At 69.4% G+C, this 12,752-nt stretch carries 11 protein-coding genes and 1 tRNA gene; 5 read left to right on the top strand and 7 right to left on the bottom strand.

The features are described from left to right. Window positions 1-77: 77 nt before the first annotated feature. Together lysA and argS are read right to left on the bottom strand one after the other, a co-directional pair. Window positions 78-1,508, bottom strand: a complete 1,431-nt coding sequence (gene lysA, locus ACZ63D_RS11305; protein WP_465354167.1) for a diaminopimelate decarboxylase — start codon at window positions 1,506-1,508, stop codon at window positions 78-80. Window positions 1,509-1,511: 3 nt separating this feature from the next. Beyond that, window positions 1,512-3,167, bottom strand: a complete 1,656-nt coding sequence (argS, locus tag ACZ63D_RS11300) for an arginine--tRNA ligase (protein ID WP_465354166.1) — start codon at window positions 3,165-3,167, stop codon at window positions 1,512-1,514. A gap of 203 nt (window positions 3,168-3,370) precedes the next feature. Here argS and ACZ63D_RS11295 point away from each other — a divergent pair, with 203 nt between their 5' ends. Together ACZ63D_RS11295 and ACZ63D_RS11290 are read left to right on the top strand one after the other, a co-directional pair. Beyond that, window positions 3,371-4,207, top strand: a complete 837-nt coding sequence (locus ACZ63D_RS11295; protein ID WP_465354165.1) for a DUF3105 domain-containing protein — start codon at window positions 3,371-3,373, stop codon at window positions 4,205-4,207. A 107-nt stretch (window positions 4,208-4,314) separates the two neighbouring features. Continuing rightward, on the top strand, window positions 4,315-4,965 hold the full coding sequence (locus tag ACZ63D_RS11290) for a DUF305 domain-containing protein (protein WP_465354751.1): 651 nt from the start codon (window positions 4,315-4,317) through the stop codon (window positions 4,963-4,965). Between the two features lie 32 nt (window positions 4,966-4,997). Here the strand turns inward: ACZ63D_RS11290 and ACZ63D_RS11285 are convergent, their stop codons facing one another. The 3 genes from ACZ63D_RS11285 to ACZ63D_RS11275 all read right to left on the bottom strand — a co-directional run bounded on the left by ACZ63D_RS11285 (window position 4,998) and on the right by ACZ63D_RS11275 (window position 7,782). Then, entirely contained in the window at window positions 4,998-5,594 is a 597-nt protein-coding gene (locus ACZ63D_RS11285) for a flavin reductase family protein (protein ID WP_465354164.1), read from the bottom strand. A gap of 10 nt (window positions 5,595-5,604) precedes the next feature. Next, the gene (locus tag ACZ63D_RS11280; RefSeq protein ID WP_465354163.1) at window positions 5,605-6,525 is read right to left on the bottom strand and encodes a cation diffusion facilitator family transporter; all 921 of its coding nucleotides are present in this window, start codon (window positions 6,523-6,525) and stop codon (window positions 5,605-5,607) included. 135 nt (window positions 6,526-6,660) lie between these two features. Beyond that, window positions 6,661-7,782 carry an epoxide hydrolase family protein gene (locus tag ACZ63D_RS11275; RefSeq protein ID WP_465354162.1) on the bottom strand — a complete coding sequence of 374 codons (1,122 nt, stop codon included), beginning with the start codon at window positions 7,780-7,782 and terminating at the stop codon, window positions 6,661-6,663. A gap of 104 nt (window positions 7,783-7,886) precedes the next feature. On the opposite strand from ACZ63D_RS11275, the gene ACZ63D_RS11270 reads away from it, so the two are divergent. Continuing rightward, window positions 7,887-7,959, top strand: a tRNA-Arg gene (locus ACZ63D_RS11270). Between the two features lie 384 nt (window positions 7,960-8,343). On the opposite strand, the gene ACZ63D_RS11265 is transcribed toward ACZ63D_RS11270, so the two are convergent. Further along, a complete protein-coding gene (locus tag ACZ63D_RS11265) occupies window positions 8,344-8,799 on the bottom strand; it encodes a MarR family winged helix-turn-helix transcriptional regulator (RefSeq protein WP_465354161.1) in 456 nt (151 codons plus the stop codon). A gap of 83 nt (window positions 8,800-8,882) precedes the next feature. Between ACZ63D_RS11265 and ACZ63D_RS11260 the strand changes: the two genes are divergently transcribed. Together ACZ63D_RS11260 and ACZ63D_RS11255 are read left to right on the top strand one after the other, a co-directional pair. After that, a complete protein-coding gene (locus ACZ63D_RS11260; protein ID WP_465354160.1) occupies window positions 8,883-9,212 on the top strand; it encodes a rhodanese-like domain-containing protein in 330 nt (109 codons plus the stop codon). A 20-nt stretch (window positions 9,213-9,232) separates the two neighbouring features. Continuing rightward, entirely contained in the window at window positions 9,233-9,808 is a 576-nt protein-coding gene (locus ACZ63D_RS11255; RefSeq protein ID WP_465354159.1) for a YceI family protein, read from the top strand. Window positions 9,809-9,910: 102 nt separating this feature from the next. Here the strand turns inward: ACZ63D_RS11255 and ACZ63D_RS11250 are convergent, their stop codons facing one another. Then, complete coding sequence (locus ACZ63D_RS11250; RefSeq protein WP_465354158.1) at window positions 9,911-12,751, bottom strand: AfsR/SARP family transcriptional regulator; 2,841 nt, start codon at window positions 12,749-12,751, stop codon at window positions 9,911-9,913. Between the last annotated feature and the right edge of the window lies 1 nt (window position 12,752).

Below are 12,752 nucleotides of genomic sequence, written 5' to 3'. Positions count from 1 at the left end.
GCGACCCGGATCGGCGCTCGGTCCGCGGGAGACAGGCTGTGCGGAGACGGGCTTTCAGGAGACACAGTGGACACTTCTTAAACCTCCAGGCGCAGCATGTCGTCCGTCGTCTCCCTGCGCAGCAGCAGCCGGGCGGCGCCGTTGCGCACGGCGACCACCGCGGGCCGCGGCAGCCGGTTGTAACCGCTGGCCATCGCGTAGCAGTAAGCGCCGGTCGCCGCGACGGCCAGCAGGTCGCCGGGAGCCAGCGTGTCTGGCAGCCAGCAGTCTCGGACGACGATGTCGCCGGACTCACAGTGTTTTCCCACCACGCGAGACAAAACCGGGGTCACCGGCTCTTCTCCGTCTGCCGCGGACCGGGAAACCACGCGGCAGTCGTACACCGCGTCGTAGAGCGCCGTGCGGATGTTGTCGCTCATGCCGCCGTCGACGCTGACGTAGCGGCGGGCGGTCTCGTCGCCGAGCGCGACGTCCTTGATCGTGCCCACTTCGTACAGGGTGAAAGTGCCCGGACCGGCGATCGCCCGGCCGGGTTCGCCCGCGATGCGCGGCACCGGCAGTTCGGCGTACGCGCATTCCTTGCGGACGATCTCGCGGATTTGCGTGATCATCTGCGACGGCGGCGGCGGGTTGTCCTTTTCGGTGTAGGCGATGCCGAAACCGCCGCCGAGGTCGACGACGTTCATCTGCTCCAGCAGGTCCCGGCCGTGTTCCTTGGCCAGGTCCGCGAGCAGGCCGACGACCCGGCGCGCGGCGACCTCGAAACCGTCGGCGTCGAAGATCTGCGAACCGATGTGGCTGTGCAGCCCGACCAGTTTGAGCGACGGCGCGTTCAGCACGCGGCGGACAGCTTCGGCGGCGTCGCCGGAAGCCAGCGAGAAACCGAATTTCTGGTCCTCGTGCGCGGTCGCGATGAATTCGTGGGTGTGCGCCTCGACGCCGACCGTCACCCGGACGAGCACCTTCTGCTCGACCTCGTGCGCGGCGGCGATTTCGGCGAGCCGGGCGATCTCGTAGTACGAGTCGACCACCACGGTGCCGACGCCCGCCGCGACGGCCGCGTCCAGTTCGGCGACCGATTTGTTGTTGCCGTGGAACGTGATCCGCTCCACCGGGAAGTTCGCGCGCTGCGCGACGGCCAGCTCGCCGCCGCTGCAGACGTCGAGGCTCAGCCCCTGTTCGGCCACCCAGCGGGCGACCTCGACGGACAGGAACGCCTTCGACGCGTAGTGCACGAGCGCCGGGTCGTCGAACGCCTCGGCGTAGTCGGCGCAGCGGGACTTGAAGTCCGCCTCGTCGACCACGAACAGCGGCGTGCCGTACGTCTGCGCGAGGTCGCGCACGTCGACGCCGGCGATGCGCACGACGCCGTCCGCGGTGCGATAAACGTTGCGCGGCCACACTTTCGCGGGCAGCTGGTCGAGTTCGCCGGCGCTCGCGGGCGGGAACCCGGAGGCGTCGGCATGGGGGTAGACGTCGGCGTGGCGGGGGCCCGCGGGGTGCGCCATTGTTTACATCCGTTCCGGAGCGGAGACACCGAGCAGCGACAGGCCGTTCGCCAGTACCTGGCGCGCGGCTTCACACAGAGCGAGGCGGGCGTACGTGAGGGGAGTGGCCTCCTCGTCGCCCTGCGGGAGGACCCGGCCCACGGTGTAGAACTTGTGGTACGCGCCGGCCAGTTCCTCGAGGTAGCGGGCCACGCGATGCGGTTCGCGCATCTCCGCCGCCCGCCGCACCACCGCCGGGAATTCGCCGATGGTGCGGATCAGGTCGCCTTCAGCAGGCAGGGTGAGCAGTCCGAAATCGACGTCCGAATCGGCCTTGAGCCCGAGGTCCGCCGCGCCGCGCCGCAGCGACGACAGCCGGGCGTGCGCGTACTGCACGTAGTAGACTGGGTTGTCGTTGGAATGCTTGCGCAGCAAGTCCAAGTCGATGTCCAAAGAGGAATCGACGGAATAGCGGATCAGCTCGTAGCGGGCCGGGTCGACGCCGACCGCCTCCACGAGGTCCTCGAGCGTGATCACGGTGCCCGCGCGCTTGGACATCCGCACCGGCTTGCCGTCGCTGACCAGGTTCACCATCTGGCCGATCAGCACCTCGACCGTGCCCGGGTCGTCGCCGAACGCCGCGGCGGCGGCCTTGAGCCGGGCGATGTAGCCGTGGTGGTCCGCGCCGAGCATGTAGATGCACAGGTCGAACCCGCGGTTGCGCTTGTCCTTGAAGTAGGCCAGGTCGCCCGCGATGTAGGCCGGGTTGCCGTCCTTCTTGAGGACGACCCGGTCCTTGTCGTCGCCGTACTCGCTGGAGCGGAGCCACCAGGCGCCGTCGGCGAAGTAGAGGTTGCCGGAGTCCTTGAGCTGCTGCACCGCCGCGCCGACCGCGCCGGACTCGTGCAGCGAGTTCTCGTGGAAGTAGACGTCGAAATCGGTGCCGAACTCGTGCAGGCTCTGCTTGATCTGGCTGAACATCAGCTCGATGCCGATGCGCCGGAAGGTCTCGTGCCGCTCGTCCTCGGGCAGGCTCAGCGCACTCGGCTCGGCCTTGAGCACCTCGGCCGCGATGTCGCTGATGTAGCCGCCCGCGTAGCCGTCCTCCGGCGCGGGCTCGCCCTTCGCGGCGGCGATCAGCGAGCGCACGAAGCGGTCGATCTGCGCGCCGGCGTCGTTGAAGTAGTACTCCCGGGTGACGTCCGCGCCCTGCGCCGCCAGCACGCGGCCGAGCGCGTCGCCGACCGCGGCCCAGCGCGTGCCGCCGAGGTGGATCGGACCGGTCGGGTTCGCCGAGACGAACTCCAGGTTGATCCGGCGCCCGGCCAGCGCGTCGCCGCGGCCGTACTCCTCCCCCGCGGCCAGCACCTGGCGCACGAGCTCGCCCTGCGCGTCGGCGGCGAGCCGGAAGTTGAGGAACCCGGGCCCGGCGACCTCGGCCGCGGCCACCCCGTCGGCGCCCGCGACGACCTCGGCGAGCGCCTCGGCGAACTCGCGCGGCTTCAGCCCGGCTTTCTTGGCCACCTGCAGCGCGAGGTTGGTCGCGTAGTCTCCGTGGTCCGGGTTGCGCGGGCGTTCGATGGTCACGGTCTCCGGCAGCACGGCGGCGTCGACGCCGCGGGCGGCGAGGACCTGCTCGGCGGAGCTGCGGACCAGATCGGCGAGAGCGGCGGGAGTCACTCGCCGAATTCTAGGTGCGCTCGCGCCGCGCGCCTCCGGCGGTACAGGCTGGCGAGACGGCGGGCACACCGGAGGCGGATGTTCCGCTCGCCGGGGCGCCTCGCGGGTGTTCACGGTGATCGCACGCCCGGTCTCTACACTGGTCTACCGGCAGGGCTCCGTCCGGCTCCCTCCCCCGCTCTCACGAGGAGATCTCGGCAATCATGGCCAACGGGACCACCAAGAAGAAGGGCTCGTCCGCGTCCGCGGTGAAGGCGGCGAAAAACCGCTCGGTCGTCGCGGGCAAGCGCACGCCCTGGGGCACCATCATCGGAGTCGTCGTGGTGGTCGCCCTGCTCGCCGGCGTCATCGTCTACTACCTGCAGGCCTCCGCGCCCAAGCGCGACCAGAAGTCGAGGGACGAGGCCGCCGCGGCGTTCGCGCCGACCGCGAGCAACCCGGACCCGTCGAAGAAGATCCCCGGCGTGATCACCAAGCAGTACACCGGATCGGTGCACATCCTGCCCACCGAACGGGTGGCCTACGACCAGAGCCCGCCGTTCGGCGGCCCGCACGACGGCTACTGGGCCGCGTGCACCGGCATCGTGTACCCGACCGCGGTGCGCAACGAGAACATGGTGCACTCGCTCGAGCACGGCACGGTCTGGATCGCCTACAACCCGGACAAGGTCAAGGGCGACGAGATCCCGCTGCTCGAGGCGCGGGTCAAGGGCAAGCCTTACACGATGATGTCGCCCTACCCGGGCCTGGACAAGCCGATCTCGCTGCAGTCGTGGGGCCACCAGCTCAAGCTGGACAGCGCCGACGACCCGCGCATCGACCAGTTCATCGCCGCGCTGCGGACCAACCCGAACGGCGTGTACCCGGAGATCGGCGCCTCGTGCGACGCGCTCGGCAAGGGCATGTTCGACCCGAGCAACCCGCCGAAGTTCGACCCGAGCAAGCCGGGCAAGGACGCGAAGCCGATGGACTACAAGGGCACCACCGGCGCGCAGGGCGAGCAGGGCGGCATGCCGGGGACCCCGCCCGCCGGGCAGTGACCGTGGACGGCTCCGGAAACCACCTGGACGAGGCCGGGAGGGGCGCCGAAACCGCCCCTCCCGCCGACGAATCCGCTCCGGCGGAGCGGACCGGCTGGTCCCGGTGGGTGGTCATCGGCGGAACGCTGATCGCGGTGCTGCTGGTCGGGGCCGCGATCGGGGTCTTCGCGACGCGGCTCACCGACGGCGGCGACGCGGTGCCGTCGACGCCGGGCCGGGGTTCGGTCGAGGTCGGGTTCGCCCAGGACATGTCGGTGCACCACCTGCAGGCGGTCACCATGGCCGGCTGGGCGCGCGACCACTCCGCCGACCCGGAGATCCGCCAGCTCGCGTTCGACATCGAGCGCACGCAGACCGAGCAGGTCGGGCGGATGAAGGGCTGGCTCATGCTGTGGGACCAGCCGGAGCAGGCGACCGGCGCGTACATGACGTGGATGACCGAGCCGATGGGCCACGCCGGCATGCAGATGCCGACCAGCTCCCCGGCGGGCGGCGCGCCGATGCCGGGCATGGCCACCGAGGCGGAACTCGCGAAGCTGCGCACACTGTCCGGCCGCGAGCTGGACGTCGACTTCCTGCAGTTGATGCTGCGCCACCATCAGGGCGGCGTCGCGATGGCCGAGTACGCGCAGGACCACACGTCCGTCGACGCGGTGAAAGCGTTGTGCCGCAGCATGCTCGTGTCGCAGGGCGCGGAAATGGACCAGATGAAGGTCATGCTCAAGGCACGGAGCGCACAGCCACTGCCCGGTTCGTGAGTGTCAAAGCCGGTTCTAACCGGCTCTGACACTCACGAGCTTTTGTAGGTGGGCCGCGCCAGGTCCTTGATGTCGCCCAGCGTTCCCCATTCGTCGCGTCCCAGCCGGGACAGCGGGCGCAGCCGCTCGATCATCGGGTGGTCGCCGTCGAGGACGTCCTGGTCGACCGCGAGGTGCACGACCCGGCCGAACACCACCGTCGAACGCCCGAAACCGACCGTGCTGTGCAGTTCGCATTCGAATGCCACCGGCGATTCCGCGACCCGCGGCGGGCGGACTTTCACGCTCGGCTCGCGGGTCAGCCCGGCCTCGTCGAATTCGCTCAGTTCCGGCGGGAAATCCGCGCCGGTGGCGTTGATCTGTTCGAACAGCGGCTCGGGCGCGAGGTTCACGACGAACTGCCGGGTCGCCTCGACGTTGCGGAGGGTGTCTTTCCGCCCGACCGAGGTGAACTGCAGCACCGCGGGCGCGGCCGAGGCGACGGTGAAGAACGAATGCGGCGCGAGATTGTCCACTCCGTCCCGCGAAATGCTCGACACCCAGGCGATCGGCCGCGGCACGACGGTGGCGGTCAGCAGGTGGTAGAACGCGTTCGGGGCCAGCTGGGCGGGGTCGAAGTCCTTGCGCATGGTCCCCGGTCTACCAGGACAGCTCCGAGCACCGGCGGGCGCATTGCGGTCCTTCGACTTGCAGCGTCGCGTGTTTGATCTCGTAGCGGCCCGACAGCAGGTCTTGCGCCTTGGTGAGCACCGCGGACTGTTCGGCCTCGGCGTTCACCGTCAAATGCGCGGAGGCGACCTCCATGCCCGAGGTCAGCGTCCAGACGTGCAGGTCGTGCACGTCCGCGACCCCCGGAAGCGCGGCGAGTTCAGTGCTGATCTCGCCGACGTCCACGCCGGCGGGCGCGTGTTGGAAGAGGATCCGCAGCGCGCGGCGGGCGAGCGTCCAGGTGCGCGGCAGCACGAACAGGCCGATCGCGACACCGATGATCGGGTCGGCGTAGCGCCAGCCGGTGGTGAGCGTGATCGCGCCGCTGAGCAGCACGCCGACCGAGCCGACGAGGTCGGCCAGCACTTCGAGATACGCGCCGCGGACGTTCAGGCTTTCCTTCGCCCCGGCCCGCAGTACGAGGAACGACACGATGTTCGCGGCCAGCCCCGCGGCCGCAGCGAGCAGCACCGGCAGGCCAGGCACCTCCGGCGGGTCGGTGATCCGCCCGATCGCCTCGACCGCGACGTAACCCGCGACCCCGAACAGCAGCACCGCATTGGCAAGCGCGGCAAGGACTTCCGCCCGGTACATGCCGAACGTACGGCTGGGCGTCGGCCCGCTGCGGCGCGCGAGCACGATCGCGGCGAGCGCCATTCCAACGCCGAGAACGTCGGTGAACATGTGCGCGGCGTCGGAGATCAGCGCGAGCGAGCCGGTGGCGAAGCCCACCGCGAACTCCAGCACCATGAACCCGGCACCGACCGCGAGAGCGATCAGCAGCGCGCGGACGTAGCGGCCGGACGCGCTCGCCGGAGCGGCGGTGTGCCCGTGGCCGTGCCCGTGTCCCATCGCTCGCCTCCGCGGTCTCGGTGTCGAGAGGGAATATATAGTGACATGCGCATATGTGCAATACAGGGTAGCCTAACTTCACTCTAATGGCTGGTGAAGCGTTCCCCCAGCCCCGTTCCGGAAGGTGGGAAAAGATCAGCGCACGAGCCGGAAGAACCCGCGAATCTGCTCGACGAGCGACGCGGGCTGCTCCATCGCCGCGAAGTGCCCGCCCCGCGGCAGCCGCTCGAACCAGCGCAGATCGGTGTACTTCAACTCCGCCTGCCGCCGCGACGGGCGGAGGATGTCCCGCGGATAGACGGAGATGCCGGACGGAGCCGTGACGAGATCGCCGAAGCTGCGGTAACTCTCCCAGTACAGCCGCGCGGACGACGTCGCCGACGCGGTAAACCAATACGCCGAGATCGCGTCGAGCAACTGCTGCCGGGTGATCGCGTCCTCCGGGTGACCGTTGTTGTCCGTCCAGGCCCAGAACTTCTCGGCGATCCACGCCGCCTGTCCCGCCGGGGAGTCAGTCAGGCCGTAGCCAAGCGTTTGCGGACGCGTGCCCTGCTGCCTCGAATATCCCTGACCGGTGCGCTGGAACTCCGCCGCCGCTTGCGCGCCTTCACGTTCCTCGTCGGTCTCGTCCTCGAACTCACCACGAGGAGCCGCCGCCAGGTTGACGTGCACCCCCGCGACCCGCTCCCGCGCCACCTCGCCAAGCGCCCCCGACACCGCCGAACCCCAGTCGCCACCCTGCGCGCCGTACCGGTCATAGCCGAGCGAGACCATCAACCGATCCCAGGCCTTCGCGATCTTCTGAACACCCCAGCCAGTCTCCTGCGGCTTGTCACTCCATCCGTACCCCGGCAACGAAGGCGCGACGACGTGAAACGCGTCCGCCGGGTCGCCACCATGCGCCCGCGGGTCGGCCAGCGGGCCGAGGATGTCGAGGAATTCGAGCACCGAGCCCGGCCAGCCGTGCGTGATCACCAGCGGAAACGCGTCCGGCTCCGGCGAACGGAGGTGCACGAAGTGGATTCCGAGGCCGTCGATCTCCTGCCGGAACTGCGGGAAGACGTTGAGCCGCTCGGCGAACCCGAAGTCGTAGTCCTCAGCCCAACTGCGGCACAGCTCCCGGGCGTAGGCAAGAGGCACCCCTTGCGACCAGTCGCCGACGGTCTCCGCCTCCGGCCACCGGGTGCGCCGCAACCGCGCCCGCACGTCCTCGATGTCCGCTTCCGCCACCCTGACCTGGAACGGCTCGGCGCTCACCGCCGCCTCCCTCCGCGTCGATGCCTCGACGCTACCGCGCTAAGCACCCTCTGTGCGCGGCCGGAAAGGGGCATGCGCTAGGCTCTGTTCAGTCGCGCAAGCGAGCCCTCGTAGCTCAGGGGATAGAGCACTGCCCTCCGGAGGCAGGTGTCGCAGGTTCGAATCCTGCCGAGGGCACATCTTCTTCACCGCACACAATCGGCCCCTGCCAACGTAACCACGGCAGGGGCCGTTTGGCGTTTCCTGCCCGGCGATCATGCGGGAAGACTCGCGTAGACCTCTCTCGGCACCTGCGGGCGTTGCGGCACCCTGGCCGACCGAGCGCGACGCGACGAACACCAGCTCTGCCTGTTCTGAAAATCCGGGACTGCGGTCACCCGAGTGCCGTTTCTCTTTGAGCGCCCGTTTCCCTTGCGCAGCCGCGAAAGCCAGATCACGTCGGAGAGATGAGACGGCTTTTAGATCACCGCCTCCACCAGCGGCGATCTCAGCCTTGGACAAGCCCGGACGCGCTGGCGAACTTGGCGACCACAGGACCGCAGACCACCGGTGGAGGTTGCCCTAGACCGAGCGCCCGGCCTTCCCGCTTTCGGCGACTCGCAGCAGCGCCTTCCCGATCACCGCGGCCTCTTCATCGCTGACATGCGCCGAGAAATGCCGTTCGATGCTCTGCAGGTAAACCGGCGCGGTCTTGCGCAGCGCGCGCACGCCCTCGTCGGTGATCACCGCCCAGCTGACCCGGCGGTCGTCCGGCTCCGGGCGCTTCGTCACCAGACCGGCGCGCACCATCTCGTCGACCAGACGGCTCACCCGCGTCCGGCTGAGCACCACGCGGTCGGCGACCTCCGCCATCCGCAGCCCCTTCTTTCCGGCCGCGTTCAGTTCCAGCAGGACGTCGTACCAGGCCAGGGGCACCGTCCCGCCTCGGTGCACGTCGGTTTCGATGGCTCGCACCGCGGCGCTGTGCGCCAGCAGCATCGCCCGCCAGGCCTCCAGGCCGATCTTCGGATCGCTCACCCCTCCAGGATAGGTCATTGCGTGCGGGCGCACTCAATGATTAGAGTGCGTGCGTACGCACTTAAATCCTTCAAGGAGGCCCGATGGTCAAGCCCATCACGCGGGACGAGGTCAAACAGCGGATCGACGCCGGTTCGGCGATCGTCGTCGAGGCGCTGCCCGCCGACTACTACGCGAAGGCGCACCTGCCCGGCGCGCTCAATCTGCCGGTCGACGACGTCGAGAAACTCGCGCCCGCGCTGCTGCCGGACAAGGACGCCGCGGTGATTGTCTACTGCGCCGACTCGCCGTGCCAGAACTCGGGCACCGTCGCGAAGCACCTGGCGGAGCTCGGGTACAGCCAGGTCTTCGACTACGACGAGGGCAAAGCCGACTGGATCGCCGCCGGGTTGCCGACCGAGTCCGGCCATTGAGGACAGAACGGAAACCAGAAATGACAGACACCACAGCGGCTACCCGGGTAGTCGACGGAACCGAACTTCCCGCCGCGGGGACTTGGAAGGTCGACCCCGGGCACGCCGAGGTCGGTTTCGTGGGCAGGCATTTCCTGCTCACCAAGGTCCGCGGCCGGTTCACCGGCGTGGACGCCACGCTGGAAATCGGCGAGCGGATCGAAGACACCACGGTGCGCGCGGTCATCGAGATGGCCACTGTGGACAGTGGCGACCAAACCCGGGACGACCACCTTCGGTCCGGCGATTTCTTCGACGTGGACAATCATCCTCGAGCCACCTTCGAATCGGTTTCGGTCACCGCGAACGGCAATGAGGCGACCATGACCGGGAATTTGACGATCAAGGGCGTCTCACGTCCGGTCACCCTCGACGTGGAGTATCTCGGCCACGCAAGGGATCCGTGGGGGAACGACCGCGCGGTGTTCTCCGCTCGCGGCAAGATCAATCGCGAGGATTGGGGACTGGTCTGGAACATGGTGCTGGAGTCGGGCGGCCTGCTCGTCTCCAAGGAGATCGAACTCGTCCTCGAAGTCGAAGCGATTCGTTCCGCCTGACCGCACACAGCCGGATCGGGGCAGCGCGAACCGTACGGTGGTTTCCGCTGCCCCAGCAGGCGGTCACGGACTGAGGATCGTCAGCTCGGTCGAGAGGATCGGTCAGTTCGCCTTGGCCAGCACCGCGTTGGCAAGCTCGAACTGCTCCTGCGCCTCCGCCTCTTCGCCGCGGGCCTGGCGACAGGCGCCGAGCCGGTTCCGGACCTCGATCTCCGCCCACGGCGACATCTGGTCGGTCAACGCGCCCAGCGCGCGCAGGTGATACGAGAGCGCGAGATCCAAGCTCCCCAATTCCTGTTCCGCGGTGCCCAGCCGCGACAGCGAACTCACCAGCAACAGTCGGTCGTCGACCCGCTCGGCCAATTCGACCGACTCGCGCAAGGGTTCCACCGCTTCCGCGGACCGGCCTAAATGCAGTTGGACACTGCCGATGTGACTGGAAACCCGGCCCAGCATCGCCGGGTTTCCCGTCGACACCGCCACTTCCCGTGATTCGGCGAAACGGGCGAGCGAGCGTTCGTGGTCGCCTTGTTTGAAATGCACGTAGCCGAGCCCGGACACCGCACGCTCGACAAGCCAATCGTCCGCCACTTCCCTTGCCATCGTCCGGGCCTCGCTCAGCACCCGTTCCGCTTCGTCGAGCGGTCCGGCGAGCATGGTGACCATTCCCAAGCCGCACAGGCCGCGCGCGGTTTCCCGCCGGTCGCCGGTTTCCCGGCTGATGCGCAGTCCTTCCTCGCACCACTTCCGGGCTTGGGCGGAATCCGCCAAAGCGAGGTGGGTCCAGCCCAGCCCGAACCGCAATGCCGTCGCCATGCGCCGGTCGGTCAGCTTGTCCACTTCGGACAGAGCGACTTCCAGCAGGGCCAGGCATTCGCGGTAACGGATGCGCCGGATGAGGTAATCGACAGCCGCCTCGGCGATCCAGCACGCATAGTCCGGATGGCCCGCGGCGATCGCGGAGGTGACCACTTCCACCAGGTCGCCCGCTTGGTCCAGCCACGCCGACGCGTCCACCAATCCGGCGAAGGGCGATTCGGCGGGGCCCGGGCCACTGGGGAAGCCGGGTTCGCCCCATTCGCTCGCGGCGCGACAAGCATGCAGGTACACCCCGAGCCCGCTGGCGACATCGGGCTCGTCCGCGGCGAGCCGGCGCGCATAGACCGCGACCAGGTCGTGCATCCGGTACCGGCCCGCGGCGGGAGCCTGCACCAGGTTCGCGTCGACGAGGTCTTCGAGCAGGCGTTCCGCGGCGCGGCGGGAACAGCCGAGCATCGCGGCGAGGACCAACTCGTCGAATTCAGGCGCGGGCGCGCGGCCCAGAGTGCGGAAAGCGCGTTGAGTTTCGGCGGGAAGCTGGTCGTAGGAAAGCCGGAACGCGGCCTCGACGCTGCGTTCCTCAGCGGTCAGTTCGCCGAGCCGGCCGGTGTCGTCGGCGAGCCGGTCCGCCAGGTCGCGAAACGTCCACATCGGACGGTTCTGCAGCCGCGCGCCGGCGATGCGCAGGGCGAGCGGAAGCCGTCCGCACAGACTGGCCAGTTCGCGTACGGCCTCGCGTTCCTGGTTCGCACGCGCCGGGCCGACGATCCGGCTCAGCAGGCCAGCTGCCGCGTCGGAAGTCAACGGCCCCAAGGAAATCCTGCGTTCGACGTCCAATCCGGGCAGTCGGCGCCTGCTGGTGATCAGCACGCGGTTTCCGGTCCCGCCGGGCAGCAACGGGCGGACCTGCTCGGCGCTGACGGCGTCGTCCAGCACCAGCACCAGGCGCAGCGGAGCGGTGGCGGCACGCCAGTTCGCGGAGAGTTCGTCCAGGTCGTCGGGAATGTTCTGGTCGTTGACGCCCGCCGAACGCAGCAGCCGGCGCACCACCCGCACCGGGGCGAGCGGAGCCCGGCTGGTGCTGTGTCCGTGCAGGCCGACGAACAGGCAGCCGTCGGGATGTTCCTCGCGCAGCAGCTGGGCCGCGCGCACCGCGAGTGCCGTCTTCCCCGCCCCGGGCACCCCGTCCACCGCCGACACCGCGCTCCCCGGCGCGGCGAGCCGGGCCAGTTCGGCGTCGCGGCCGGCCAGCTCCCCGACGTCGTGCGGCAGCTCGTCCCGGATCTTGGGCACCGGGGCGGACCGGGCCGCGAGTCCCAGCACTCCGTCGTCGCCCCGCAGCACCGCCTCGTGCACGCGACGCAGGTCTTCGCTGGGTTCGAGCCCCAGCTCGTCGAGCATCCGGACGCGGAACTCGCGCCAGGTGTCGAGTGCGTCACTTTGCCGACCGGCGCCGTAGAGGGCTCGCATGAGCAGCCCGGTGAGCGATTCGCGGTGCGAATGCTCGGCGAGCAGCGCCGACACCTCGCTGATCGCCGCGGCGTAGTCACCCAGCCGGATCAACGCGTCCGTCCGGCCTTCGACCAGCCCGACGCGGCGTTCGACGAACCGCCGCCGCTCCCGTTCGGCGAACGGACCGGGCAGTCCGGCCAGCGGAACGCCCTCGTAGAAAGCCAGCGCCTTGCCGTATCCCTCGGCCGCGGCGGCGAGTGCCCCGGACGCAGCGGCTTTCTTGGCGCGAGCCGCGATCTCCTCGACCCGCACCGCATCCACCCCGACGCCCGCTCCGGCGAACCGGTACCCGCCAGGATCGGTGCGCAGCACGGATTTCGCGTCCGCACCCACCGCGGCCAAAGATCTCCGCAGCTGGTAGATGTAGCCGGGCACGCCGTCGCTCTCCGGCGGACGCTCGCCCCACACCCGGTCGACCAGCTCGGCCCGGCTGACCGTCACGTCCGGCCGCAGCAGCAGCGCGACCAGCATCGTCGTCCGCAGCACCGGCCCGAGTTCCAGCGGCTGCCCGCCGTACCAGCCGCGGACCGGTCCGAGCACGGCGAACTCCAGCCGGGACCCGGGCTCGCGCTCCGCCCCTCCCCGGCCGGTTTCCGCGGCACCCGATGACATA

The sequence above is a fragment of the Amycolatopsis sp. NPDC104775 genome, from assembly GCF_055583325.1.
This window is presented reverse-complemented; position numbering and strand designations above follow the sequence as displayed.